Source organism: Aromatoleum toluolicum (assembly GCF_012911005.2).
GTDB lineage: Bacteria > Pseudomonadota > Gammaproteobacteria > Burkholderiales > Rhodocyclaceae > Aromatoleum > Aromatoleum toluolicum.
Map to the genome: position 1 here is coordinate 17,708 of NZ_WTVS01000040.1, position 25,111 is coordinate 42,818.

Here is a 25,111-nt window from a genome sequence, read left to right on the forward strand (position 1 = left end):
GTGCCGAACACCGGTGCCCGAGCAATTGAACAACCCACAAGAAGTGGCCGTCAGGCCCATCGAACGAGGATCGTCCTTACGGACGGCTTCACTCCACAGGAGATGACAATGTTGACCAAGGCAAGCTACACGTTGGCGGACGGTACGCCGCTGTCCGATCTGGTTCGCGTCCCGACGCGGGAAGTCCAGATGCGGGCCCTGTCGGATCCGGAGATCTATCAGCTGGAGATGGATCGCGTCTTCGGCAAGACCTGGCTGCTGCTCGGGCACGAATCCGAAGTGCCCAACTCGGGCGATTTCGTCGTGCGCGACATGGGGTCGGACTCGGTCATCGTCGCGCGTGCGAAGGACGGGAACATCCACGTCTCGCTTAACGTGTGTCCCCACCGCGGCATGCGCATCTCGACGGTCGACGCGGGCAATACCCAGATTCACAAGTGCATCTACCACGGGTGGGCATTCAAGCCGAGCGGCGAGTTCATCGGAGCGCCTGTCGAGAAGGAGTGCATGCACGGCAAGATGATGCCGAAGGAGGAGCTGGGCCTGCCGCAGGCGCGGGTGACGCTCTACGGCGGCATCATTTTCGCGACCTGGGACTTGGAGGGACCGTCGTTCGAAGAATTCCTCGGTGATGCGAAATGGTACTTCGACACCCTGTTCGAGCGCAGCGACAAGGGGCTCGAAGTGCTCGGCCCGCCGCAGCGTTTCATCGTGCGCGCGAACTGGAAAGCCGCGGGCGAACAGTCCGCCGCCGACGGCTATCACACGCTGACCCTGCACCGCTGGCTGGGTGAGGTCGGCAACTACTCCAAGAGTGGCGACGGCGGCAGCGCGGACCTGTCGCCCGAGATGTACGGCGTCGAGGTGAGCTCGCCGCATGGCCATGCGCTGCGCTGCATCGACCTCGGACGCAAAATCAAGAAGCTCTCCGGCCTCGATCCGGCGGAGCTGACGGTGGATCAGAAACTCGAAGCACTGCCGCCGCCGGGGATGACGCGTGAAATGTTGCCTCAGCTCAGGAAGCACCTGAGCGAAGAGCAGCTCGAAGTGATGGTGTCGATGCCGCCGCAGGTGGGCGGGATTTTCCCCAACGTGCTGTTCGCGTTCGTGTACATCCCGCAGGCCGACGGCTCCGTGCTCGGCCTCACGCTGCTGCACGCCTACGTGCCGAAGGGGCCGGATCAACTCGAGTTCGTGAACTGGGTGCTCGCTGAGAAGGATGCCCCGCAGGAGCTCAAGGACAGGATGCTGATGCAGAGCATCCAGTTGTTCGGCACCTCGGGCATGGTCGAGCAGGACGACTCCGATACCTGGCCCCACATGACCCTCGCCGCCAAGGGCGCGCGCGGGCGTCGCTCGACCCTCAAGTACCAGGCGGTGTACGAGACCGGCGCCCCTGCCGGCTGGCCCGGGCCGGGCATTGTGAATGAAGGGTTCACCAAGGACGACACCCAGTGGCACTGGTGGCTGTACTGGAACGAACTGATGAACGCCAAGGCCTGAGCCGTCCGGTCCGACCCAACACCTTCGAAGGAGCGACACATGAGCGCCGCACAACAAGTTGCCGAGAACGCCCCCGTCATCGGAAACCCGATCCCGGTCGGGGCCGAAGTCTATAATCGCATCGTCGGCTTCCTCTACCAGGAAGCGACCCTGCTCGACACGATCCGTCTCAAGGAGTGGGGCGCGACGCTTGCGCCCGACCTGGTCTACACCGTGCCTCTGCGACAGACCCGCCCGATGTCCCAGCAGGCCCAGTCGGTTATCCGCACCGTGCAGCACTACCACGACAACTACCGCTCGATCATGGGGCGCATCATGCGGCTCACCGAGACACGTAGCGCGTGGGCCGAGGATCCCCCGTCACGCACCCGCCGCATGGTCAGCAACGTGCAGGTATTCGCTACCGACAGGCCCGACGAGTTCGCGGTCGTGAGCTATCTGCTGCTGACACGCAGCCGTTTCGACTTTCCGGACATGGATGTCATCAGCGGGGAGCGCAACGATCTGCTGCGCGTCGATGGCGAGGGATTCAAGCTCGTGCGTCGCGAAGTCATTCTCGACCAGGCGGTGCTGGGCACGCCGAACCTCGCGATCTTCCTCTAGGCAACCCGGGCGCCGCCGGTCCGGTTACGGATCGGACGGTGCCCGTTCTGTCCTTCGGCACGAGGCTGGTACGAGAGCCAGGACGGGGAGCGGAGTAGAAAAATGGCATCAAACGGAAATCACGCGGCGATCGATCTGACCGAGTTCAGGCAGGGCTGGCAGGTCGTGGTTCTGTCGGTGATCGGGGTGGCGATCAGCATCAACGCCGCATTGCTGTATGGCTTCGGCGTCCTGGTGATCCCCCTCGAGCAGGCTTTCGGGTGGGACCGTGGTTCGCTGCAAGCAGCAATCACCTTTCTGTTCGGCGGCGCCGTGCTCGGCCTGCAACTCGTCGGCTGGCTCAACCTGCGTTTCGGCATGAAGCGCGTGACAGTGATTTCGCTGCTGCTGATGGCGCTCGGCTATCTGGCGACGACGCAGATTGGCGGCTCGATCTGGTCGCTCTACGCAGCATTTTTCCTGCTCCCGATCATCGGCATGGGTGCGCTGGCGGTCACGTGGACGCAACTCCTCAATCTCTGGTTTCACCGCAACCGCGGACTGGCGCTCGCGATCGGGCTTTCGGGCACCGGCATCACCGCCGCGCTGGTACCGAGACTGTTGGGTTGGGGGGTCGAGAACTGGGACTGGCGGGCCGCCTTCGTCATCCTGGCGCTGCTCAATGTGCTGGTGGGACTGCCGCTGACCCTATGGTGGTTCCGCCTGCCTGGCGAACGTGCGGTGAGCGGCGCGAAGGCAGACGACGGTCCGCCGCTGGTGCGGAGCGGCGTGAGCTTCCAGGAAGGAATGCTCCTGCCGCGATTCTGGATCTGCAATGTGGCGTTGTCGCTGGTCGTGTCGGCGGTGGTGGGCCTCGTTACCAGTACCGTGCCGATGTTGCGAGATAAGGGGCTGTCGGCGGCGGATGCGACCCTGGTCTTCGGTTACTTCGGCATTGCGCTGATTTGCGGTCGCCTGGTGGTCGGCTACCTGCTCGATCGGCTGTGGCCGCCCGGCGTGGCGGCCTTGAGCCTTTCCCTGCCCGGGGTGGGTTGTCTGATTTTCCTGTCGGGAACCACCGATCCGGCTGTCATGAGTCTTGCCGCGGCGCTGGTCGGACTTGGCGCCGGCGCCGAATTCGACATCGCGGCCTTCCTCATCGCGCGCTACTTCGGCCTCAAGGATTACGGCCGGTTGTTCGGCGTGCATCAGGGGCTCATCACGGTAGCGTCGGCAGCCGCGCCGCTGATGTTTGCAGCGATGCTGAGTGTCACCGGTAGCTACTTTGCCATGCTCGTCTATTGCACCGTGGCCACCCTGCTCGGCGCGTCATTGCTGCTGACGCTCGGGCGCAGTCCCCAGTTTGCCCTGCACGCCGAAGCGCAGCGGGCCTGATTTCATCCCATTCATCGGAGCCACCAAATGCCCACGATCACCTTCATCGAACACAACGGCACCCGGCACGAAGTGCACGCCGAAGTCGGCCAGTCGGCCATGCAGGCCGCGACCTTTGCCGGCGTTCCCGGCATTCCCGGTGACTGTGGCGGCGCCTGCGCCTGCGCCAGCTGCCATGCCTACGTCGACGACGCCTGGGCGGGGCGTTTTGCGCCCGCCGAAGGCACCGAATACGACATGCTCGAGAACGTCGTCGAGCGCCAGCCCACCAGTCGGCTCACCTGCCAGCTGGTCGTCGGAGCGGACATGGACGGCCTCACGCTGCGCCTGCCGGCTGCGCAGTTCTGAAGACGGCGATCTGAAAAACGACAAGGAGACGGGAAGATGTCGCTCGATTCAGTGGTGATCGTGGGGGCGGGACACGGGGGCGTGCAAGTGGCGATTTCGCTGCGCCAGGAAGGTTTCGGGGGCCGCATCGTGCTCGTGAACGACGAGCCCGGTCTGCCTTACCAGCGACCGCCCCTGTCGAAGGCCTACCTTCTCGGCAAGATCAACGCCACTGCGATGCTCTTCCGGCCGGAGACCTTCTACGTCGATCAGCGCATCGAGCTCGTCCATGATCGGGTAGCGGCGATCGATCGGCAGAACCGTCGTGTCATGCTCGACTCGGGGAGTGCGCTCGACTTCGGCCATCTGGTGCTCGCGACCGGTGCCCACAATCGGCCGCTCAACGTGCCGGGTTCGACGCTGGGCGGCATCTTCGGCATCAAGACCAAGGCGGATGCCGATTTCTTGTCGCCGCTGGTGAAGCAGGCCAGGAACGTCGTCGTGATCGGTGCCGGCTTCATCGGTCTGGAGTTCGCCGCGGTGGCGGCGGCCGAAGGAGCTGCGGTCGAAGTGCTTGAACTCGGCGACCGCCCGATGGCCCGGGCAGTGTCCCCGCAGATGTCGGAGCTCTTCCGTGCCGCACATCAAGGCTGGGGCGTGAAGTTCAACTTCCGTACCGGGCTGGCGGAGCTGGAAGGCGAGGACGGCAAGGTGAGCGCCGTGACGACATCGGACGGACGACGTCTGCCTGCCGAGCTGGTCGTCTACGGCATCGGCGTGATTCCCAACGTGCAGCTCGCGCTCGAGGCCGGACTCGACATCGATAACGGGATTCGCGTTAATTCCAGTCTCCTCACTTCGGACCCGCACATCTCGGCGCTGGGTGACGTCGCCGCCTTCCCGTGCGTGCAAAACGGCGAAAATCTCACGCGCCTGGAGTCCGTGCAGAACGCGGTCGACCAAGGCAAGCTCATCGCGGCCCGCCTCGTGGGCAAACCCGCACCCTACACAGCGCTGCCCTGGTTCTGGACCGACCAGGGCAATCTCAAGCTGCAGATCGCCGGTCTGTCGATCGGGGCAGACAACTACGTGACGCTGGGTGACGCCGCCGCGCAGCAGCTCTCGGTGCTGTGCTTCCGCGGGGACGAGCTGATCGCGGTCGAGTCCTGCAACCGTCCCGGCGATCACGTGTTCGCACGCAAGATCCTCGCACGCCCCCCAGCGCTCACGCCCGCTGCCGCCGCTGCCCCCGACTTCGATCTGAAAGCCTGGGAAGCGGCCAACCGGCCCTGATCGTCCGGTGTGCTACTCGGCGCGATCGCATGTCGGCGTCCGCCGCATCGCGCTCGCGCCGACACCTGGAGCGTGCTTACTCCGCGAAAGCGTGGAGCCAGGACTGGTCGTCGCGGCAAAGGCGTTCCGGATGCGCGGTGAAGTCCCAGGTCGAGCCCACGATGCGAATCGCCTGGGGCGCGCGTTCGGGTTGCTGCACGAAGCAACGGCCGCTCGGGCGGGCGTGCAAGTCCTTGTCGATGTCCCGCAGACGTCCGAGCGCGATCAGCGCACAGCGGCGCAGCACGAGGGCCGCTTCCGCCTCGTCGGCCGCGAGACTGCTGAGCGCCCAGCGCGCCATGCCCTGGCGCATGTCGACGCCGGCATAGGGCGAGGGGGACACGATCGTACGGTCCTGCACTTCCCAGTCGAGCCGCAAACCGTCGTCACGGACCAGACGGGCGTGCGAACGGCCGTCGACATGACGGGGAATTTCGATGTCGAAGAGGCGATGGGAGATCCCCCTCGCCGCTGCGGCGATCGCGAGGCCGGCGAGGTCGAACATATGCGTGCACTGCAGGCTGGCGTCGGTATGGCGGGTTACTGCGCTGGCGATGGGGTCCAGTTGCATGCCGCGTAGTGCGTTCAGCGGTGCGGCGGCATTCGGACACTCCGTGAACGGATGTCGCGGAGCCTCGGCGGAGATTTCGATCACGCGGCCGAGGCGATGACGCAGCGCGACGCGGAAATGGTGAAAGTCGTCTTCGAGGACGGCACGGACTTCGCCCTCATGGCCGGTCTGGCGGCCTTCAAGCTGGATCCGTCGGCAAAAGGAGGGCATTGCAATGGCTTCCGTTTGGGGAGTGTTTCTTTCTTCTTAATGTGTACAATAACAAAAATAGTGTGCAAAAACGCCAGGAGACGAAAATGGGCTTGCTGAAGGACAAGGTTGCGTTGATTACCGGGGCCGGCGGCGGCATCGGGCGCGGCGTGGCGCACAGCTTCGCGCGCGAGGGGGCTGCCGTGGTGATCGCGGAGATCAACGAAGAGACTGGAGCCCAGGTGGCGCGCGAGATCGAGGAGTTGGGCGGGCGGGCGCTGTTCGTGCGTACCGACGTGATGCAGAAGGCGTCCGTGACGGGAGCGATCGAGGCGGCAGTGGCCCATTTCGGCGGGCTGGACATCCTCGTGAACAACGCCTTCGTGCCGACGCCGAACGTGCGCCTCGAAGACAAGACGGACGAAATGCTCGAGCAGACGCTGACCTCGACGATCAAGGCGTCGTGGTGGGCGATGCAGGCATCGCTGCCGCACATGCGGGCGCGCGGGGGCGGGAAGATCGTCAATTTCTACTCGATCGACGTCGAGATCGGCGCGTGGCTGCATGCCGACTACAACACGGCGAAGGGAGGCATCGTCGGCCTCACGCGCAGTGCGGCGGCGGAATGGGGACGCTTCAACATTACGGTGAATGCCGTCGCCCCGACGGCAATGGGTGCGACCTTCCACAAGCTGGCCGCGGAGAACCCCGGTTTCGCCGAACGCTCTGCCGCGATGCGCCCCCTCGGCCGGTGCGGCGATCCGGAACTCGACATCGGCCCCGTTGTGGTCTTTCTCGCATCGGACATGTCCCGCTATGTCACCGGCGAAATGCTGCATGTCGACGGCGGGCTGCACTTGCCCGGCTACAACTCGCGTCCGGCGGATGTGCCGGTGCGCGAATACTGAATCGAAGTTCTGATGGGCCCTGCGGTTCGCCCCGCGGTCCCTCCATTCCCAAGGCACACGCATGAACGACGAAGCCGAGACAGTCGCTGAAGACGGACCGGTAATGGAGTCCGCTCGGCGCAATCGCCGCTCCGACGCGACCATTGCACGAATTCTGGCATCGACGGAAAGGATCATCCTCCAGGGAGGTGCCGAGCGCATTTCCATCATCGACGTGTGCGACGACGCAGGTGTCTCGCGGGGCACGTTCTACCGCTATTTCTCGTCGCAGGACGATCTGCTCGATGCGTTTTCGCGCCACAAACGCGAGGGTTTTCACAGGGCGATGCAGGAAGTGACCGCCCCTTACGACGACCCCGACGAGAAATTTCGCGCCCTGATCGGTTACCTGGAGCACTACGCGGCGCACGGACAGGCGCGGCGTCTGCTGGTGGTGGCACCCGATTATGCGATGAGTTTTTTTCGCCGCGTCTTCAACGACGCGCGCGTGCGCTTGCAGGACGTCCTCAGGGCCGTGTTCGACGCGTGGGATGGGCGTCTCGGCATCAGCATCGATCGCGAGCTCGTGTGCGAAATGCTGATCCGCTACGTATTGAGCGAACAACTCGTCCCCAATGAGCGCGTAAACGAAGGCACGGCACGCATCGAGCGTCTCGTGCGCTCGCTGATCGGTTTTCCTGCCACCAAGGGCGATGAGGCTGTCGAGGTGGCTGCGCCGGCACGTTCCACGGGCTCGCGCCGCCGCGAGAAAGAAAAAACATAAACAGATTTGCAAAATATGTTTATGTTTGGCATGATGAATCTTATCGTTGCAAAGACACCGGTCGAGTGTCGCAGGCAGGAGACAAATCCCCGATAGCCAGGCGAGGTCCGTCCGGCGCATCGATGCTCCCGTCCGCGATTGCGGCACTCGGCAGGTTCCACCAACCTGCACTGGGAGACACCACATGCTCATCGACCTCCACGCCCACGCCCCCCATCCGGATTACTACGACCAGCACCCCTATTGGGGGCCGGCTTTCGAATCGCAGCCCGACGGCGACATCAAGCTTCGCGTCGGCGACTGGATCCTCACGCTCGGCGCGCCCGAGCGAAAAGCCGCCTTGCGCAAGGCGAAGGCCGAGGGCAATGCCCTGAACGTGCAGGACTACATGAGCCGTTGGCGCGACCCCAAGACGCGCCTTGCGGGGATGGATGCAGCCGGCCAAAACGCCCAGGTCGTCTCGGTGCCTTCGCATTGCTACATGTACTGGACGGAGCTCGACTACGCGATACCGTTCTCGCGCAAGGTCAACGACGTGCTCGCCGAGTACTGCTCGGCGGCGTCCGACCGACTGATGTTCTGGGCGCAGGCGCCCCTGCAGGATCCGAAGGAGGCAGCCAAGGAAATTCGCCGCGCGTGCACCCAACTGGGCGCAAAGGGTCTGGGTGCGGGGGGGTCGAATTTCGGCGGCCTGGAGTTCGATTCGCCTGAGATGGATCCGGTGTGGGAGGCCCTGTGCGACCTCGACCTGCCGATGTTCGTGCATGGCTACAACCAGTCGGTGACGTGGGGCAAGAAGGCCAATACCGACCGCTATGAAACCACGGCCATCGTCGGCATGAACTACGACGAGACCAAGGCCTTCTGGTACCTGGTGAACGGTGGTGTGTTCGACCGCTTCCCCAAGCTCAAGGTCTACATCACGCACGGTGGTGGCTATGTGCCTTATCAGCTCGGCCGCCTCGCGCAGACCAACCCCAACCTCGACACGTACCACAACAAGAAGCCTGTGCTGGAGTACATGCGCAACTTCTGGTTCGACGTGGAGCTGCACGAGCTGCCGATGCGTCAGGCACTGATCGACGTCATCGGGGCCGACCGCATCCTCTACGGTTCGAATTTCGGAGGCAGTGATGCGGTGCGTCACGACCTCACCGAAGGCCTGCGCCTTTCGGAGGAAGATCTGCAGAAGATCCGCTGGAAGAATGCCTGCGAACTGCTCCACCTCGATCCGGCGAAAGTGGGCGCCGTCGCAAAGGCCGAGGTGGCGGCATGAAACTCGCGCGCTGCAGTGATGGCGGCGCGCCATTCTGGGCCGTCGTCAATGCCGAAGCCCGCACGGTCACACCGATCGTCGGCAGCTTCGCGGATTGGGGACCGGCGCTGACCCGCGCGATTGCCGCGGGGCAGGGCGGAGCAGCCCATTCGGTGCTGACGCCCGGCGGCGATGCCCGGCCGCTGGATTCGGTGCGACTGCTGCCGCCGATCGAGCCGGTCAATCGGGTCGTCGTCGCGGGTGCGAATTACGCGAAGCATCTGGCGGACGACTTCGGCCTGAAGTCTCCCCCGCAGCCCATCGCCTTCCTCAAGGCATACGGCGCCCTGATCGGTGCCAATGATCCGATCCGTTATCCGCCGCTGACGAACGAACTCGATCACGAGGTCGAACTCGTCGTCATCGTGGGGGAGGTGCCGGTCGACCCGGAAGACCCGCTCGCCAGCGTTCTCGGCTATGCCGTGGGCAACGATGTATCGGCGCGCGACCTGCAGCGCAGCGGTCCGGCCGGCATCGGCATGGATCTCTTCGCGGCGAAAAGCCAGGACCGCAGCACCGGAGTCGGTCCGTGGATCGTGACGCGCGACGAGTTCCCGGAGGGGAGCCCGAAACTGCGACTGACCCTGAAGGTGAACGGCGAGACGCGCCAGGACGGCAATACCGGCGAGATGACGTGGAACGTCGCGCAACTGGTGAAGTTCGTCGAAGAGCGTTCCAGTTTCGCGCCCGGCGACATCCTGTTTACCGGATCGCCGGCCGGCGTGGGCCAGGGTACAGGCCGATTCCTCAATCCCGGCGACGTCGTCGAAGCCGGAATCGAGGGGATCGGAACGATCACGAACATCGTCGGGCCCAAACCCGGCGTCTGAGCAAGGAGGCAAGACAAATGCTCGACAAGAATCACAAGGTTGTGGTGGTCGGCGCCGGCCTGATGGGCACCGGCATCGCCCATGCGTTCGCGAGCAGCGGCTTCGCGACGCAACTGGTGGATACCAGCGCCGACGCACTCGCCAAGGCGGAGAAGAGCATTCACGGCATCCTGGATGGTGGCGTGAAGCTCGGAAAGCTCGTCGTGGATGTGGCCGACGCCGCCAAGGCGCGGCTTTCCACGAATACCTCATTGAAACAGGCTGCCGAGGGGGCTCACCTCCTGGTCGAGACCGTCTCGGAGAATCTCGCGGTCAAGAAGGCGGTGTTGGGCGAGGCGGTTCCCGTACTGGCCGCGAACGCGGTGATCGCGACCAACACATCGGCGCTCAGCGTCACCGAGATTGCAGCTTCGGTGCCGTGTCCCGAGCGCGTCATCGGCATGCACTTTTTCAACCCGGTGCACAAGATGAAGCTCGTCGAGCTGGTGCTCGGTATCGCAACCGACGAAGCCACCGTCGCGACAAGCCGCGAATGGTGCGACGCGATCGGCAAGATCTCGATCCTGGTGAATGAGTCCCCCGGCCTGACGACCAGCCGCATGTCCGCGATGCTGGGGAACGAAGCGATGTGGATGCTGCAGGAAGGCACTGCCAGCGCCGAGGACATCGACACCGCGCTGCGGATGGGTTTCAACCACCCGATGGGGCCGCTCGAGCTGGGTGACCTGACCGGTTGGGATACGCGCCTGTCGGTGCTGCGCTACCTCCATTCGACGCTCGGCGAGAAGTTCCGTCCCTGCCCGCTGATCATCAAGATGGTGGCGGCCGGCCGCTACGGGCGCAAGACCGGGCACGGAGTATACAAGTATGACGAGACTGGCCAGCGCGTTCCGGGCTCGGGCCTGAAGGCGAGCAACCTATGAGCGACGTCTTCATAGTCGAGGCCGTCCGCACGCCGGTCGGCAAGTACCGGGGGAGTCTGGCCGGCGTACGCGCGGACCACCTCGGCGCCCACGTCCTCAACGCCGTGGTCGAGCGCGCGGGCATCTCGGCGGGCGAGGTGGACGACGTCATCTTCGGCTGCGTCACCCAGGTCGGCGAGCAATCCGCGAACATTGCGCGCACCTCCCTGCTGGGGGCCGGCTGGCCGGATACGATTCCCGGTCTCACGATCGACCGCAAGTGCGGCTCCGGTGAGGCCGCGGTACACGTCGCCGCAGGACTGATCGCCGCCGGATCGGCGCAGGTCGTCGTGGCGGGCGGTGCCGAGAACATGAGCCGCGTGCGCATGGGCGGCAACCGCGAAATCTACGGCGAGCCCTTCGGCTGGCTGGCTTCCGAGCGCTACGAGCTCACCAGCCAGGGTGAGGCGGCCGAGCGGGTCGCGGACAAATGGGAATTGACCCGCGTCCAGCTCGACGCCTTCGCGATGGAGAGTCACCGCCGCGCTGCGGCCGCGGCCGAAGCGGGATATTTCCGCAAGGAGATCGCGCCGGTACCTGTCGCTGCGCTCAAGGATCGGGACTACGTAGAGCCCGCGCCGGAAGTCTTCGCCGCTGACGAAACGATTCGCCCCGGCACCAGTGCCGAGAAGCTTGCCACGTTGAAGACCAGCTTTCGCGACAACGGCAAGATGACCGCCGGCAATTCGTCGCAGATTTCCGACGGTGCAGCGGTGCTGCTGCTGATGTCCGCAGAGGCGGTCGACCGGCTCGGCGTCAAACCCCGTGCGCGCATCCGCGCCTTCACCACGGTCGGCTCCGACCCGACGCTGATGCTGACCGGGCCGATTGCCGCAACCCGGAAGGTGCTCGCCCAAGCCGGGTTGAATGTCGAGGACATTGATCTGTTCGAGGTCAACGAGGCGTTCGCGCCGGTGCCGATGGTATGGATGAAGGAGCTCGGTGTGTCGCATGACCGGCTCAACGTCAATGGCGGCGCGATCGCCCTCGGGCATCCGCTCGGCGGAAGCGGCTCGCGCATCATGACCTCGCTGCTGCACGAACTGGAACGGCGTGACGCGCGCTACGGCCTGCAGGCGATCTGCTGCGCGGGCGGCATGGGCACGGCGACGATCATCGAGCGCATGTAAGCGGGCGCCGCGGCAGGCAAACGACAGGAGACACGACATGAACATCGACCTTAGCGACCGGCGCGTAATCGTAACCGGCGCCTCACGCGGCATCGGGCGTGCGATCGCGCGTGCCTTCGCCGCGGAAGGTGCGCGCGTTGCGATCTGCGCACGCACTCCCGAAGCGGTCGAAGAGACTGGCAGGGAGCTTGCACAGCAGGCCCGGGCGGTCATCGCGCACGCGGTGGATGTGACCGACACGCCGGGTGTGAAGGCCTTCGTGGATGAGGTCGCCGAGAGCTGGGGCGGGGTCGATGTCCTCGTCAACAATGCCGGCCAGGGGCGGGGGGGGAATCTGGACACGCTCACCCCCGAGGCGATCCTCGAGCACGCCAACATTCTGCAGATGGGGCACTTCCGCTTCGTGCAGGCGGTGGTCCCGTACATGCGCCGGCAACGCTGGGGTCGCATCATCGAGATCAACGCGCTGGCCGGTGCGATCCCGACGCCGGACGGCATCCCGTCGGTCATCAATCGTGCGTCCTGCCTCGCGCTCTCCAAGTCCCTCGGGATGTCGCTCGCGAAGGAAAACATCCTCGTCAACTCGCTGAACATGGGTTGGATCGACACCGGCCAGTGGGAGCGCCATTTCAGGGAGGTCGGCCCCGGAGTCTCCCGTGAGGAGTTCAACGAGATGGTCCTCAAGGTGGTGCCGATCGGGCGTTTCGGCAAGCCGGAAGACGTGGCAGGCATGGCGCTGTTCCTCGCCAGCGAATACGCCAGCTTCATCAGCGCGGCCTCGATCGATATCGCCGGTGGGCTGCAGGGCCAGATCGCGTACTACCCGACACTCAAGCGCGATTTCACCGAAGCCGTGAAGCGGCGCAACGAGGGCTCGGCGACGGTCTGATTCGTCGGTGCCGATCTGGATCGGCGCGTGTTTTGACGATGTCAAATCAATTGCTGGGTAGGCGGGTGATGCGGGGTAAAATTCTAATTAGAGAATCGATGTTCGAATGTAGAATTTTAGGAAATTACTCGCTACAATTCAGTTGTGTGAAAACCCGCCGTACCGGGACACGCAGCGATTGATCTGAAAAGAGGCCGGATTCGCCCTTCAATGAGGCGTGAAAAGACAAGGTCAGGGCGTCACGGTCATCGATATAACCAGAGGAGACAAATTCATGAATAATGGGAGCAGGTCTGTCCGTACCCGGTTCGCGCTGCGAGGCGTCACTGCCGCGCTTGCACTTGCATGGGTGGGGGGGGCGTCGGCGTTCGAGGTCGAAACCGGCAACCCGGACGTCAAGATGCGTTGGGATAACACGATCCGATATACGACGGGCGTGCGCGTCGAGGATCAGGACAAGAAGCTGATGCGCAACCCGGTCTATGACGAGGGCGACAGCAAGTTCGATCGAGGCGACGTCGTGACCAACCGTCTCGATCTGCTCTCAGAATTCGATGTTAGCTATCGCGGCAAATTCGGCGCTCGTGTAACCGGTGCGGCGTGGTATGACCATGCCTACGATGATCATTCGGTGACTGCGCCGACCGGCACTGCCACCGCCTACCGCAACGACAAGTACAACGGCACGGTCAAGCGCTATGTGAATGGTCCCTCGGGCGAAATCCTCGACGCCTTCGTCTGGACCAACCTCGATCTCGGCACGGTGCCGCTCAACCTGAAGGTCGGGCGCCAGACCAACGTGTGGGGTGAAGGCCTGCTGATCGGTGCGCATGCAATCTCCTACGGACAGTCCCCGGTCGACGGCGTGAAGGCCGTAACCAACCCCGGCATCGAGACCAAGGAAGTTTTCCTTCCGATCGGGCAGGTGCATGCAAGTGCCCAGCTCACGGACAGTGTGACCGTCGTCGGGCAGTATTTCTACGACTGGGAGCCTACCCGCGTACCGCACGCTGGCACTTACCTGATGGGTGCCGACACCGCGCCGTCGTCCGATAACCTTTCCTTCGGGATCGGCCAGCTCAAGGCCTCGATCATCGACGCGAAGGAACCGAGCAAGCGCGGCAATTGGGGTGTGGGTGCGCGCTGGAATGCCGAGGCGATCGAGTCGACCTTCGGTGCCTACTACCGCAAGTTCGACGACTACGCGCCGGAACTCGGTGTGCAGCTCTCGGACTTCGTTCGCCTCGGTCCCGCCGTATTGCCCAGCAAGGCACGCTTCCTGTATCCCGAGGACATCGAGCAATACAGTGTGAGCTTCTCGCGCGTGATCGGTGGCGTAAGCGTCGGTACCGAGTTGTCGTACCGCAAGAACGGGCCTTTGAATACGCCGGCGTCGCATACGCTCGACTCGGGCGCGCGCGGCGACACCTGGCATGCGGTGGTGAATGGCGTTTATCTGTTACCGCAGACGCCGATGTGGGATACCGGGACATTGATTGCGGAGGTCGCATACAACCGACTCGATCGCGTGACCGAGAACGAGCAGCTGTATCGCAAGGTCGGTGCGGCAAGTTGCGTCAATTCGGCAATCGGACGCCCGAGGACCGGCACCAAGCGCGACGGCTGTTCGACCGTCGATGCCCTGCAACTCGCGGTCAGGTTCTCGCCGCAATATCTCAACATCTTTCCGTCATGGGACCTGGCGGTGCCGGTCAGCATCAACTACGGGCTTTCCGGAAACGCACCCTCTTCAGGTGGCGGCACAGAGGGTGAGCTGCGTTGGTCGATCGGTACCACCTGGACCTATGCGTCCAAGTACGAATTCGCCCTCAACTACTCCGACCGCAGCTTGCCGGTGCGCAAGGGCGTCGTTCGCGGTGAGGAACGGATTACCGGCGGTGCGGCCCACAGCAACTCTTCGGTTGGTGTGATCGACCGTGGCTGGCTGTCCTTCACGTTCAAGACGGCTTTCTGACAGGCCGCAAACAGGAGACGAGAGACATGAAGATGCGCAATTTTGTATGGGCCGCCGCGGCGGTCCTCTCGAGCCAAGCGATGGCGGCGGTTACGGCAGAAGAGGCGAAACAGCTCGGTGCGACGCTGACCAAGTACGGCGCGATCCAGGCGGGCAACAAGGAAGGGACGATCCCGGAATACACCGGAGGGCTGACCAAGGCTCCGGCCGACTTCAAGCCCGACAGCGGTTTCTGGGCGGATCCGTTCAAGGACGAAAAGCCCCTGCTCCGGATCGACGGCAAGAACTATCAGCAGCACGCAGACAAGCTGTCGGAAGGGCAGAAGGAGCTGTTGAAGAAGTATCCGAGCTTCTATATGGATATCTATCCGTCGCACCGTACGGCGTCGTATCCCGCCAAGATCCTGAACAATACGGTGCGCAATGCGACGACGTGCAACACCGCCAAGAACGGCCTCTCCGTCGAGGAAGCATGCCGGGGCGGTCTGCCGTTCCCCATGCCGAAGACCGGCTACGAGGTGATGTGGAACCAGCAGCTTCGCTACAAGGCCGATACGACGACCAAGTCGTCGCGCTCGTGGGTCGTGGACTCCAACGGCAAGGTGGTCATGGCGGCGCAGCAGAAGACGATGGAAGAGACGCCTTACTACCATGACGACCTGGACGGCCGCGACGCAAAGCTCTACTGGCGAACCTACTCGGTAACGCAGGCGCCGATCCGCAAGGCAGGCGAGGCGACCGGCCTCTCGGACTTCCTCGATCCGACCGAGAAGCCACGCCGCGCGTGGAGCTACACGCCGGGACAGCGCCGCATCAAGCTCGCTCCGGAGTTCGCCTACGACACGCCGGTCGCGAGCATGGGCGGCGTCACGCTGTTCGACGAGCTCTTCGTATTCTCGGGACAGATGGACCGTTTCGAATTCAAGCTGGTCGGCAAGAAGGAGATGTACATCCCCTACAACGCCTACAAGCTTTATTTCGGTTGCGGCGTCGAAGAGCAGTTCATGGACAAGCACCCGAATCCGGCCTGCTGGCGTTGGGAGCTTCACCGCGTCTGGGTCGTCGAAGCGACCCTGAAGCCGGGCGTGCGCCATGTGTACGCCAAGCGCATGTACTACTTCGACGAGGATACTTACGGCGCAGGCCTGTACGACGCCTTCGACCAGAGCGGCCAGTTGTATCGCTCGATCTTCAACTCGATGGTTCAGCTCTATGACGTCCAGGCGCCCTACACCGTGAAGAACGTGGTGTATGACTTCAACAAGGGCATGTACGCGCTGGTGAATGACGGCCTGGTCGGCGGTTATGGCGTTCTGAAGGCGCCGATGGGCAACCGCGAACTCAACCCCGAGGCAATCGTCGCGCAGGAAACCGCGCGCTGATCGTCAGCCCTCATGTGGAAGCGGGCATCGCGGCTTGCCGTGTTGCCCCTTCCGGTTCCGGCTCACTCCAGATAGATCCCCCGCCCGGTGCTTGTTGTGGGCGGCGGGGATCGCATCGGCAAGGAGTTGTCTCTTGAATCGCGTTAGCAGTTCGATCTCCCGTTCCATGGTCCCGGGCCGGCGTCTGCGTCTGACCCTTGCGGCAGCGGTTCTCGGCGCGGCAGGCGTGGCGCTCGCCACGGGTTCCGCCGTGCGCGACGTATTGGCCGTCCCCGCGGTGATCTCTCCCCAGTCCTTGCGGAGTGCAATGTCAGGTATCGCCAGCAAGGATGGGCGCGCCCTGGCCGTCGGGCCGCGCGGCATCATTCTGCTGTCACGCGATGCCGGTCGGAACTGGTCCCAGATCGTCGCGCCGGTGAGCGCAGACTTCACGACGGTGCGCTTCGGGGCGGGGAGCACCGCATGGGCACTCGGACACGATGCAGTCGTCCTGCGTTCGGATAACGGCGGGGAAACCTGGTCCCGTGTAATGGACGGTCATGCTCTCTTCGAACTGCTCTCCAAACACTATGGCGCTCTGGCCGATGCGGGCAATGAAGAGGCAGGACGCGTGTTGCGGGACGTCGAGATGGCGGCCGAGCAGTCCGCGACGCCGGGCGTGCTGCCCTATCCGTTTCTCGACATCCACGTAAACGAGCGCGGCGAGGGTTTTCTGGCTGGCGCTTTCGGTCTGCTGCTGCATACGACTGACGGTGGCACCACATGGGAGCCGTGGATCGAGCGCGCGGACAACGGGCTTCGCATGCACCTGTATGCGATCGAGCCGACGCCCGACGGTGGGGTGTTTCTTGCCGGAGAGCAAGGTCTGGTGCGTCGCCTCGATCGAGACGCGGCCCGGTTCCAGACCGTCGAAACGCCCTATAAGGGCACGTATTTCGGTATCACCGCAGGGGACTCGAAGCTGATCGTCTACGGGCTGCGTGGCAATGCCTTTATTAGCCGCGATGGGGCGGCGAGCTGGTCCTCTCTCGCCATGGGCAGCGATGCGAGCCTCGTCGCCGCCCTCGACCGCGGCGCGGGACGCATGGTGTTCGTGACCCAATCCGGTCAGGTTTTGCTGAGTAACGATGATGGGGCGAGCGTGACGGCGCTCGAGGTGCCACGCGGCGGGGAGGCATTCGCCGCTGCGATGGCCGGTCCGGAAGAGCTCCTGCTCGCCCGGGTCAATGGCGTTGATCTGATCCGTTTGCCCCTCCGGTAACGGCCTCTTCCGATACTGAAATTTGCGAGACACAGCATGGCAGGCCACAGCGAACAAAGAGTGATGCCGGTGATTCGGGACCTGAAGGATTTCGATCTCGGTTCCGGCAGCGTGCTCGAGCGCATCATCTTCAACAATCGCATCGTCGTGCTCCTGGCATGCCTTGTGGCGACTCTCGTACTCGGCTTCGCCGCGACGCGCATCCAGGTCAATGCGAATTTCGAGCGGATGATTCCGCTCGGCAGCCCGTACATCAAGAATTACCTGGATAACAAAAGCGAGTTGCCGGGTCTGGGCAATACGATCCGGATCGTCGTCGAGAACAAGTCGGGGGACGTCTTCGATCCCGGGTACCTCGACGTGCTCAAGAAAGTCAATGACGACCTTTACCTGATTCCCGGCGTCGATCGTTCGTGGATGAAGTCGATCTGGATGCCGATCGTCCGCTGGCGGGAGGTGACCGAAGACGGCATCACCGGCGGCGCGGTCATGCCCGCGAGCTTCGACGGCAGCGCGAACGAAGTCGCGAAACTGCGCGAGAACATCGGCAAGGCGGGCATCGTCGGCAGACTCGTTGCAAATGACATGAAGTCGAGCATGATCGTGGCGCCGCTGCTGGATACCCATCCGAAAACCGGTGAAGCGCTGAATTACGGCGAGTTTGCGGACGCCCTCGAAGCGAAGATCCGCACCTACGAGAGTGACACGGTCGGCATCCACATCGTCGGCTTCGCGAAGATCGTCGGTGATCTGATCGCGGGCCTGCGCGAGGTGATGGTGTTCTTCGCGGTGTCAGTCGTCATTGCCGCGTTCTTCGTCTATCTCTACACCCGCTGCGTGCGTAGCACGATGCTTCTCGTGACGGTCGCCGTGATCGGCGTGGTGTGGCTGCTTGGGCTGATGCAGTTGCTCGGGTATGAGCTTGATCCGTATTCGATCCTGGTGCCTTTCCTGATCTTCGCCATCGGGCTGTCGCACGGCGCGCAGAAGATGAACGGGATCATCCAGGACATTGGCCGTGGCACCCACAAGTACGTCGCGTCGCGCTACACCTTCCGGCGCCTGTTCATGGCCGGCCTTACGGCACTGCTGGCGAACATCGTCGGTTTTGCTGTACTGATCATCATCGACATCCCGGTTATCCGCGATCTGGCCCTGACCACCAGCGTCGGCGTTTCGGTCCTGATCTTCACGAAGCTTTTCCTCATCCCGGTCGCACTCTCCTATATCGGCGTCAGCGAATCGGCCATCCGGCATGCCACGGCAGACGACATGAAGGCGGGCGGCCGGCGTTCGTTGCCGGGGAGAATCTGGCATGGTTTGGACGAACTCACCGAGCGGCGATGGGCGATTCCGGTTATCGCCATTGCCGCGATCGTGACAGTCGTCTCCGCAATCGTCATGCAGAACCTGCGGATCGGAGATCTGGATGCCGGGGCGCCCGAACTTCGGCCCGAGTCGCGCTACAACCGCGACAACGCATACATCACGGAACACTACGGGCTCTCCAGCGACCAGTTCGTGGTCATCATGAAGACCGGCGACGAGGGCTGTCGCCTGTATTCGAGCCTGCAGAAGATGGACGGGCTGGCACAACTGCTGCGGCAGGATCCGGCGGTCCAGACGACGACCTCACTGGCCGAAACGGTGCGTTTCGTGACCTCGGCGATGTTCGAGGGCAGTGGCAAGTGGCTCACGATCAGCCGTAACCAGTCGATCACCGACGGCTCCGTGTCGGCAGCCGTGATCGCGACGCCGGACATCACGAACCAGAGTTGCTCCGTGTCGCCCCTGGTCGCTTACCTGAAGGACCACAAGGCGGATACCGTGGGACGCATCCTGCAGACTGCGGAAGCGTACGCGGCTGCCAACAATACCGCGCCCGATGCAAAGGAGCCGGTGCAGTTCCTGCTGGCTGCGGGCAGCGCTGGTATCGAGGCGGCGACCAACATCGAGGTACAGAAGAGCATTGTCACGATGTATCTCGCGGTCTATGGTGCAACGGCGCTGCTGTGCCTGATCACGTTCCGCAGCGTTCGCGCGACGATCGTCGCACTGATCCCGCTCGTCATCACCACGATCCTCTGCAAGGCGCTGATGGTCTGGCTCGGTATCGGACTCAAGGTCGCGACCCTGCCGGTCATCGCGGTCGGCGTCGGTGTCGGTGTCGACTACGCGCTTTATCTGCTGAGCGTGCAGATTGCCGTCCAGCGCCGCGGGGGAACCTTGCGCGATGCCTATCGCAAGTCGCTCGATTTCACCGGCAAGGTGGTCGCGTTGGTGGGACTCACGATGGCTGCCGGCGTGATCACCTGGGCATGGTCGCCGATCAAGTTCCAGGCCGACATGGGGATCCTGCTGACGTTCATGTTCCTGTGGAACATGCTCGGTGCCCTGGTACTGATCCCGGCACTGTCGCATTTCATGCTCAACCCGCGCGAACCGAGCGGCGCACGCGGAGCCCTTTTGCGCGCGGCTGCCTGATCCCTCAATAAATTCAAGAAAGCCGACATCGCCCGGCAGGCGACTGGCGGACAAGACAGACCACAACTGGAGACAAAACGATGTTCGACCTCTTGCTGAGTGCCGACATGATGCTGCCTGATCCCGACGACATGGCTGCGCGGCTGGTGAACAAGCTCGGCGTGCATGGCCATCCGAACTGGCGTCAGGCGTTCGACGACCATCCCTACGTCGCGCACTTCCTGCGCGTGCACAAGTCGCTGGCGGTGTCGCCGACCCGGCTCGAACCGCAATGGCATATGGATCGCGAGAACCCCGGCGACCCGATGTTCCACGAGTTCCTCGAAAGCCTGAAGGACTACCAGGGACGCCATCGTCCGATGCTCACCCACTCGGTCGTGCTCGCGCTGCAAGGGCCGAAATTCGACGCCTTCGTCGACAAGCTGATGCGGCGCGGGTTGCCGTTCCGTATGGCCCAGCGCACGCCGGACATGCCGTTCGACCGGTTGTGGCTCGGCGCGACGCCAGAGCGGCCGCGTTACACCCCGGTGGTGGATGGCGGCCTGTGCATCGAGGTGATGCCGACCGAACCGCTGCAGATGCCGTCCGAGACATTCGCCGCGGAACCCATGCAGCCGCGCGACCCGAAGCCGGGCGACATGGTGCGCGTCAGTGCGCGCGGATTCCTTGTCCGCGATCTGGACGAGACGCTGCGCTGCTGCTCGAAGAATCTCGACTGGGAACCGAGCGGCGAAGTCGAAGCGCTGCATCGCGAGGGATACCGCCGCGCGACGATGCCCTTTACCGTGGCCAACAGCGCCAGCCTTGACGTGATCCAGCCCAGCCGCTGGAACGGCGACGCGGGCCTGTACCTGAACAACTGGGGGCCGGGTCTTTACTACATTCGCGTCGCAGTGAACGGCCTCAAGGCCAAGGCCGAGGACTTGCGCGCGCGCGGGACCCGTTTCCAATGGATCGAGGAGTCCGAAGCCGTCGGCGGCGGCGCGATGATCCGGATCGATCCGAGCGAGATGCGCGGGCAGCTCATCGAGTTCGAGGAGGTCTGACATGGCATCCGACCTTGCGGTCAAGAATGCGGGCGCCGAATCGATGGCGGTTCCGCTCAATGACGCCGTGGCCGTGGAGCGTCAGGGCAGTATCGGCTGGATCGTGCTGACCCGCCCGGCCCAGATCAATGCGATCAACGACGACATTCGCACCGGCGTTCCGCAGGCTCTGCAGGATCTCGAGGCAGACCCGGCGATCCACGTGATCGTCATTCGCGGGGATGGCCCGCGGGGTTTCTGCGCGGGTGCCGACATCAAGGAACAGCGTGGCCCCGAGACCTCGATCGAAGTGCGCCGGCGCATGCAGGGCGCGCGCTGGGTCGAGGCGTTCGATGCCGCGGAGAAACCCACGATTGCGGCCATTCATGGCTATTGCATGGGAGGGGGCATGGAGCTCGCGCTCGCTTGCGACATCCGCTTTGCCACGCCCGATGCGGTTTTCAGTCTGCCTGAGACTGCCCTGGGCCTGATTCCCGGCGGGGGAGGGACCCAGCGGTTGCCGCGCGTGGTCGGTCCGGGCCGGGCGATGGACCTGCTGCTCACCGGTGACCGCCTGAGCGCCGATGAAGCGAAGGCGATCGGCCTGGTCACCCGGGTGGCGAGCGCGCCGGACAAGCTGGTGGAAGAGGTGCGCGCGTTCGCGATGCGCATCGCCTCGCGCGCGCCGGCGGCGACGCTGTGCGTGAAGCGCGCCGCGCGTGCCGCACTGGACGTGGACCTCAAGAAGGGCCTGGACCTCGAGCTGGATCTTTTCGCATTGCTCAAACCCAGCGATGACGCGCGGGAGGCGGCGATCGCCTTTCGCGAAAAGCGCGAACCGCGCTTTACCGGTCGCTAAGCGACGCGCTCCGCGCAGACAAGAATCAGGAGACAGACAGATGAGCGAGCGAAAACTGGATGGCCGTGTCGCGATCGTGACCGGTGCGGCCGGCGGCCTCGGCGCCGAATCGGCCCGCGTGTTGGCGATGCACGGTGCGAGTGTGGCAATCACGGACATTGACCTCGACGGCGCACGCAAGGTGGCCGCCGAGATCGAGTCCGGCGGTGGGCGTGCGTTCGCCGTGCAGGCCGACGTCTCGTCCGAGGTGGATGTCGCGGCGATGGTCGCGGCGGTGGTGGACCGCTTCGGGCGAGTGGACGTCCTGTACAGCAATGCGGCGATCCTGAGTGTCGAGCAACGCCAGCGTGACCGCGACGTTGCCAACATGGACGTCGAGGCGTGGGACCGGGCGATGGCGGTGAATCTGCGCGGTGCAATGCTGTGCGCCAAGTATGCGATCCGCGAGATGCTCAAGCAGAAGAAAGGCTCCCTGATCTTCGCGACCTCGGGACTCGGCGCCCAAGGCGACCTGTCGCTGTCGGCCTACGCCGCTTCGAAGGCGGCGCTGATGATGCTCAGCAAGTCGATCGCGACCCAGTACGGCAAGGAGGGCATCCGCTCCAACGCGCTGCAGATCGGCCTTGCGCCAGCAGAGAACGCCCACGGGAGCATGCCGCCGGCCGTGATTCAGATCCTCCGCGACAATCATCTCACGCCCGATGTCGGCACCCCGCGCCAGATCGCCGACGTGGTGGCCTTCCTCGCGTCCGACGAGTCGTCCTTCGTGACCGGCACGACGCTGGTCGCCGATGGCGGTTTCTCCTGCCACACGCCCTCGCTTGTCGCAATGAAGGCCCTCTTCGCGCAGACCGGCGCGAAGAGCATGTGAGGAGTCATCCATGAAAGCAGCTGTCATCAGCGAGCGGGGTGCCGCTCCGGTCGTGCAGGAGTTTCCGGAACCGGCGCCCCAGGAAGGCGCCGTCCTCATCGACATGGACACGGCGGGGCTCGGGGGCTGGGACGTACTCGGCGCGTACCGGCTGGGCGTGCAATACCCGTGCGTGATCCGCGGCGAAGGCGTGGGCAGGGCGCCGGACGGCCGCCGCGTGTATTTCGGCGAGCGCTCGGTGATGCCCTTCGGGGCGTGGGCAGAGCGTACGCTGGTGCCGGCCGATGAGGTGTGGAACGTGCCCGACGAGGTCGAGGACAAGACCGCGATCACGATGGGCATCGCCGCCACCGGCGCACTGGTGCCGCTCGAGCAGGCCAACATCCAGCGGGGTGAGCAGGTTCTGGTGCTCGGTGCGACCGGCACGCTCGGGCAGGTCGCGCTGCAACTCGCCCGCTATCTCGGCGCGGGCAGGGTCGTCGCGGCCGCGCGCTCCGCCGAGACCCTTCAGCGCCTGAAGACGCGGGGGATTGCCGATGAAGTCGTGGCGCTCGGTAGCGAGAATGATGTCGCGGCGTTGAAGGACGCGGCGGGCGACGGTTTCGACGTCGTGCTCGATCTGGTGTGCGGGCAGCCGATGCTCAACGCCCTCAAGGCGACCCGCTGGGGGGCGCGCATCATGACGATCGGCACAGGTGCCGGGCGTCAAATCAATCTCGACATCGCCGATCTGCTTTTCCGCACGCTGTCGTGCGTGGGCACGGGGCAGCGCCCGCCGGCCGATCGCCGCGCGATCTGGGAGCGTCTGCTGCGCATTGCACGCACAGAAAATATCCACGTCGACTACGCCGACTATACGCTGGATCAGGCTGCCGCAGCCTGGGCGTCACAGATTGCCGGGCCGCACGCGAAGATCACCGCGCGGATCAGGGGCTGAGCGGCAAGGGCAGGGGAGGCTGGGCATGGGACGATGGTGGGCGGTCGCGCTGTCCGAGGCGGTGCAAGGAACGTGCAGCCCTTTGTGCCTGTCGGCAAGCACCGTTCTCGTGTTGACCAGACGAACTACACCGTCCACGCGCCGGCACCGTTTCGCTGGCTGATGCCGCGCATCTCCTACGTGATCCAGCCTCAGGACAACTCGGTGCTGCGCCCTCAGAACGCACGCTATTTCGAGTCCACCGAACGCCGCGACCTGAGCTCGCGGTTCGACGGCCCCGGCAACCGCTACCGATTGCTGATGGTGCGTCTCGCCGAGAGGCAGCAGCGCGGGGATTTCGGCTATGGCGCCGACGCCGACCCGAGTGCCGACATTTCGGCAGTTCTCGGCATGCGGGGCTGATTTCTGCAATCCGGATCCCGTCCCCGCACAGGGCAACTCGGCACGACCGTGATCCTGGCGGGCTTGGCGATGCTTGGCCCGTTTTCGATCAACACCTACCTGCCATCCTTCGGGGAAATGGCGGTAGTGCTCGGCACGGACCGAGTCGCATTGCAGCAGACAGTGGCGATCTACTTCGCCGCCTTTGCCTTCATGGCCTTGTGGCATGGCGCCATCTCGGATTCCTTCGGGCGCCGCCGCGTGGTGCTGGCCGGCCTGGTCGTCTATGCATTAGCGTCGCTGGGATGCGCGCTTGCAACGCAAGTGGAACAGTTGTGGGTTCTGCGGGCGTTCCAGGGCTTCTCGGCGGGAGCCGGGATCGTGATCGGTCGCGCCGTCGTCCGCGATCTGCATGAAGGGCTGCGCGCGCAGCGCATGATGTCGCAGGTGGTATTGATGTTCTCGATCGCGCCCGCCGTCGCGCCTTTGGTGGGCGGCTGGTTGCAGGTCGCGCTGGGCTGGCGCTCGGTATTCGTGTTCCTGTGCCTGCTTGCTACCAGCCTGCTCGCCGCCGTGTTTTTCGGATTGCCGGAGACTCTGCCAGCCGCGCAGCGTCACCCGTTCAATCCAGGGAGTGTGCTTCGCGGTTACGCGTCCGTGCTCGGAAACGCTCGCTTCATGAGCTGGGCACTGGCCTATGCCTGCATGTTCGGCGGCTTTTTCCTTTACGTCCTGTCTGCGCCGGTGTTCTTGATGGAGCACCTTGGCCTGGGCGAAACCGATTTCCTGTGGATGTTCGGACCTGCAACGGTGGGTCTGATGTTGGGCTCCGCGCTTGCGGGTCGCCTTGCGCAGCGCTGGTCCACGGCCGCCACGCTGAAGGCCGGCTTCTCGATCATGGCTGCCGCCACACTCTGGAATCTCGCCGTGTGCCTCGTTGAACCGGGCGGCACGGCGTGGTACGTGGCGTATCTCCTGTTCTTCAATCTGGGCATGTCGGTGATGATTCCAACGATCACGGTGCGCGGCCTGGATTGCGTACCCGAGCGCCGCGGCACCGGCTCATCGGTTCAGCTGTTCATCCAGACGGGATTCAACGCCTGGATTGCCGCGGTGCTGGCGCCACTGATGTGGCATTCGCTGCTGTCCCTCGCTCTGGGAGCCGCTGCTCTTGCCCTGTGCGGGGTCCTGGGGGTGATCGTGGCGGGCCGCCTGTCCAGCTGAAGATCCGAGGTCCATC

23 protein-coding genes are annotated in these 25,111 nt (G+C 64.2%); 22 read left to right on the forward strand and 1 reads right to left on the reverse strand.

Annotation, left to right across the window (positions count from 1 at the left end):
* Window positions 1-108: 108 nt before the first annotated feature.
* From GPA27_RS17720 to GPA27_RS17740, 5 genes are all read left to right on the forward strand, one after another.
* On the forward strand, window positions 109-1,503 hold the full coding sequence (locus tag GPA27_RS17720) for an aromatic ring-hydroxylating dioxygenase subunit alpha (protein WP_153169517.1): 1,395 nt from the start codon (window positions 109-111) through the stop codon (window positions 1,501-1,503).
* Window positions 1,504-1,542: 39 nt separating this feature from the next.
* Window positions 1,543-2,106, forward strand: a complete 564-nt coding sequence (locus tag GPA27_RS17725; RefSeq protein ID WP_018990615.1) for an aromatic-ring-hydroxylating dioxygenase subunit beta — start codon at window positions 1,543-1,545, stop codon at window positions 2,104-2,106.
* A 102-nt stretch (window positions 2,107-2,208) separates the two neighbouring features.
* Window positions 2,209-3,480 carry an MFS transporter gene (locus GPA27_RS17730; RefSeq protein ID WP_169141819.1) on the forward strand — a complete coding sequence of 424 codons (1,272 nt, stop codon included), beginning with the start codon at window positions 2,209-2,211 and terminating at the stop codon, window positions 3,478-3,480.
* A 27-nt stretch (window positions 3,481-3,507) separates the two neighbouring features.
* A complete protein-coding gene (locus tag GPA27_RS17735) occupies window positions 3,508-3,828 on the forward strand; it encodes a 2Fe-2S iron-sulfur cluster-binding protein (RefSeq protein WP_169141820.1) in 321 nt (106 codons plus the stop codon).
* A gap of 36 nt (window positions 3,829-3,864) precedes the next feature.
* On the forward strand, window positions 3,865-5,100 hold the full coding sequence (locus GPA27_RS17740; RefSeq protein WP_169141821.1) for an NAD(P)/FAD-dependent oxidoreductase: 1,236 nt from the start codon (window positions 3,865-3,867) through the stop codon (window positions 5,098-5,100).
* A 76-nt stretch (window positions 5,101-5,176) separates the two neighbouring features.
* Here GPA27_RS17740 and GPA27_RS17745 read toward each other — a convergent pair whose 3' ends face one another.
* Window positions 5,177-5,920 carry a DUF2889 domain-containing protein gene (locus tag GPA27_RS17745; protein ID WP_169141822.1) on the reverse strand — a complete coding sequence of 248 codons (744 nt, stop codon included), beginning with the start codon at window positions 5,918-5,920 and terminating at the stop codon, window positions 5,177-5,179.
* A gap of 86 nt (window positions 5,921-6,006) precedes the next feature.
* Between GPA27_RS17745 and GPA27_RS17750 the strand changes: the two genes are divergently transcribed.
* From GPA27_RS17750 to GPA27_RS17830, 17 genes are all read left to right on the forward strand, one after another.
* Window positions 6,007-6,807, forward strand: coding sequence for an SDR family NAD(P)-dependent oxidoreductase (locus GPA27_RS17750; protein ID WP_153169511.1), 801 nt, complete (start codon window positions 6,007-6,009; stop codon window positions 6,805-6,807).
* A 61-nt stretch (window positions 6,808-6,868) separates the two neighbouring features.
* A complete protein-coding gene (locus tag GPA27_RS17755) occupies window positions 6,869-7,570 on the forward strand; it encodes a TetR/AcrR family transcriptional regulator (RefSeq protein ID WP_169141823.1) in 702 nt (233 codons plus the stop codon).
* Window positions 7,571-7,754: 184 nt separating this feature from the next.
* Window positions 7,755-8,846, forward strand: a complete 1,092-nt coding sequence (locus tag GPA27_RS17760; protein WP_050416114.1) for an amidohydrolase family protein — start codon at window positions 7,755-7,757, stop codon at window positions 8,844-8,846.
* A complete protein-coding gene (locus GPA27_RS17765) occupies window positions 8,843-9,715 on the forward strand; it encodes a fumarylacetoacetate hydrolase family protein (RefSeq protein ID WP_169141824.1) in 873 nt (290 codons plus the stop codon). Before GPA27_RS17760 ends, GPA27_RS17765 begins: the two co-directional genes overlap by 4 nt.
* Window positions 9,716-9,732: 17 nt before the next feature.
* Entirely contained in the window at window positions 9,733-10,638 is a 906-nt protein-coding gene (locus GPA27_RS17770; RefSeq protein ID WP_169141825.1) for a 3-hydroxyacyl-CoA dehydrogenase, read from the forward strand.
* Entirely contained in the window at window positions 10,635-11,807 is a 1,173-nt protein-coding gene (locus tag GPA27_RS17775) for a thiolase family protein (RefSeq protein WP_169141826.1), read from the forward strand. The genes GPA27_RS17770 and GPA27_RS17775 overlap by 4 nt, the downstream gene beginning before the upstream one ends.
* Before the next feature lie 37 nt (window positions 11,808-11,844).
* Window positions 11,845-12,696 carry an SDR family oxidoreductase gene (locus GPA27_RS17780; RefSeq protein ID WP_169141827.1) on the forward strand — a complete coding sequence of 284 codons (852 nt, stop codon included), beginning with the start codon at window positions 11,845-11,847 and terminating at the stop codon, window positions 12,694-12,696.
* Between the two features lie 217 nt (window positions 12,697-12,913).
* Window positions 12,914-14,671, forward strand: coding sequence for a DUF1302 domain-containing protein (locus tag GPA27_RS17785; RefSeq protein ID WP_256223019.1), 1,758 nt, complete (start codon window positions 12,914-12,916; stop codon window positions 14,669-14,671).
* 26 nt (window positions 14,672-14,697) lie between these two features.
* Entirely contained in the window at window positions 14,698-16,053 is a 1,356-nt protein-coding gene (locus tag GPA27_RS17790) for a DUF1329 domain-containing protein (protein ID WP_169141829.1), read from the forward strand.
* A gap of 133 nt (window positions 16,054-16,186) precedes the next feature.
* Window positions 16,187-17,314, forward strand: a complete 1,128-nt coding sequence (locus tag GPA27_RS17795; RefSeq protein WP_169141830.1) for a WD40/YVTN/BNR-like repeat-containing protein — start codon at window positions 16,187-16,189, stop codon at window positions 17,312-17,314.
* 36 nt (window positions 17,315-17,350) lie between these two features.
* Window positions 17,351-19,798 (forward strand): efflux RND transporter permease subunit, encoded by a 2,448-nt coding sequence (locus GPA27_RS17800; RefSeq protein ID WP_169141831.1) that lies wholly within the window; start codon window positions 17,351-17,353, stop codon window positions 19,796-19,798.
* An 80-nt stretch (window positions 19,799-19,878) separates the two neighbouring features.
* Window positions 19,879-20,844 carry a VOC family protein gene (locus tag GPA27_RS17805; RefSeq protein ID WP_169141832.1) on the forward strand — a complete coding sequence of 322 codons (966 nt, stop codon included), beginning with the start codon at window positions 19,879-19,881 and terminating at the stop codon, window positions 20,842-20,844.
* A gap of 1 nt (window position 20,845) precedes the next feature.
* Window positions 20,846-21,682, forward strand: coding sequence for an enoyl-CoA hydratase/isomerase family protein (locus GPA27_RS17810; RefSeq protein ID WP_169141833.1), 837 nt, complete (start codon window positions 20,846-20,848; stop codon window positions 21,680-21,682).
* Between the two features lie 40 nt (window positions 21,683-21,722).
* Entirely contained in the window at window positions 21,723-22,553 is an 831-nt protein-coding gene (locus tag GPA27_RS17815) for an SDR family NAD(P)-dependent oxidoreductase (protein WP_169141834.1), read from the forward strand.
* 10 nt (window positions 22,554-22,563) lie between these two features.
* Window positions 22,564-23,490, forward strand: a complete 927-nt coding sequence (locus GPA27_RS17820; RefSeq protein WP_169141835.1) for a quinone oxidoreductase family protein — start codon at window positions 22,564-22,566, stop codon at window positions 23,488-23,490.
* Window positions 23,491-23,562: 72 nt separating this feature from the next.
* Window positions 23,563-23,892 (forward strand): hypothetical protein, encoded by a 330-nt coding sequence (locus GPA27_RS17825; protein ID WP_211165070.1) that lies wholly within the window; start codon window positions 23,563-23,565, stop codon window positions 23,890-23,892.
* Between the two features lie 48 nt (window positions 23,893-23,940).
* Complete coding sequence (locus GPA27_RS17830; RefSeq protein ID WP_169141836.1) at window positions 23,941-25,095, forward strand: multidrug effflux MFS transporter; 1,155 nt, start codon at window positions 23,941-23,943, stop codon at window positions 25,093-25,095.
* Window positions 25,096-25,111 lie beyond the last annotated feature (16 nt).

Coding starts and splice junctions, on each gene's coding strand:
- GPA27_RS17720 (WP_153169517.1), top strand. CDS start 109: ATGTTGACCAAGGCAAGCTACACGTTGGCGGACGGTACGCCGCTGTCC.
- GPA27_RS17725 (WP_018990615.1), top strand. CDS start 1,543: ATGAGCGCCGCACAACAAGTTGCCGAGAACGCCCCCGTCATCGGAAAC.
- GPA27_RS17730 (WP_169141819.1), top strand. CDS start 2,209: ATGGCATCAAACGGAAATCACGCGGCGATCGATCTGACCGAGTTCAGG.
- GPA27_RS17735 (WP_169141820.1), top strand. CDS start 3,508: ATGCCCACGATCACCTTCATCGAACACAACGGCACCCGGCACGAAGTG.
- GPA27_RS17740 (WP_169141821.1), top strand. CDS start 3,865: ATGTCGCTCGATTCAGTGGTGATCGTGGGGGCGGGACACGGGGGCGTG.
- GPA27_RS17745 (WP_169141822.1), bottom strand. CDS start 5,920: ATGCCCTCCTTTTGCCGACGGATCCAGCTTGAAGGCCGCCAGACCGGC.
- GPA27_RS17750 (WP_153169511.1), top strand. CDS start 6,007: ATGGGCTTGCTGAAGGACAAGGTTGCGTTGATTACCGGGGCCGGCGGC.
- GPA27_RS17755 (WP_169141823.1), top strand. CDS start 6,869: ATGAACGACGAAGCCGAGACAGTCGCTGAAGACGGACCGGTAATGGAG.
- GPA27_RS17760 (WP_050416114.1), top strand. CDS start 7,755: ATGCTCATCGACCTCCACGCCCACGCCCCCCATCCGGATTACTACGAC.
- GPA27_RS17765 (WP_169141824.1), top strand. CDS start 8,843: ATGAAACTCGCGCGCTGCAGTGATGGCGGCGCGCCATTCTGGGCCGTC.
- GPA27_RS17770 (WP_169141825.1), top strand. CDS start 9,733: ATGCTCGACAAGAATCACAAGGTTGTGGTGGTCGGCGCCGGCCTGATG.
- GPA27_RS17775 (WP_169141826.1), top strand. CDS start 10,635: ATGAGCGACGTCTTCATAGTCGAGGCCGTCCGCACGCCGGTCGGCAAG.
- GPA27_RS17780 (WP_169141827.1), top strand. CDS start 11,845: ATGAACATCGACCTTAGCGACCGGCGCGTAATCGTAACCGGCGCCTCA.
- GPA27_RS17790 (WP_169141829.1), top strand. CDS start 14,698: ATGAAGATGCGCAATTTTGTATGGGCCGCCGCGGCGGTCCTCTCGAGC.
- GPA27_RS17800 (WP_169141831.1), top strand. CDS start 17,351: ATGGCAGGCCACAGCGAACAAAGAGTGATGCCGGTGATTCGGGACCTG.
- GPA27_RS17805 (WP_169141832.1), top strand. CDS start 19,879: ATGTTCGACCTCTTGCTGAGTGCCGACATGATGCTGCCTGATCCCGAC.
- GPA27_RS17810 (WP_169141833.1), top strand. CDS start 20,846: ATGGCATCCGACCTTGCGGTCAAGAATGCGGGCGCCGAATCGATGGCG.
- GPA27_RS17815 (WP_169141834.1), top strand. CDS start 21,723: ATGAGCGAGCGAAAACTGGATGGCCGTGTCGCGATCGTGACCGGTGCG.
- GPA27_RS17820 (WP_169141835.1), top strand. CDS start 22,564: ATGAAAGCAGCTGTCATCAGCGAGCGGGGTGCCGCTCCGGTCGTGCAG.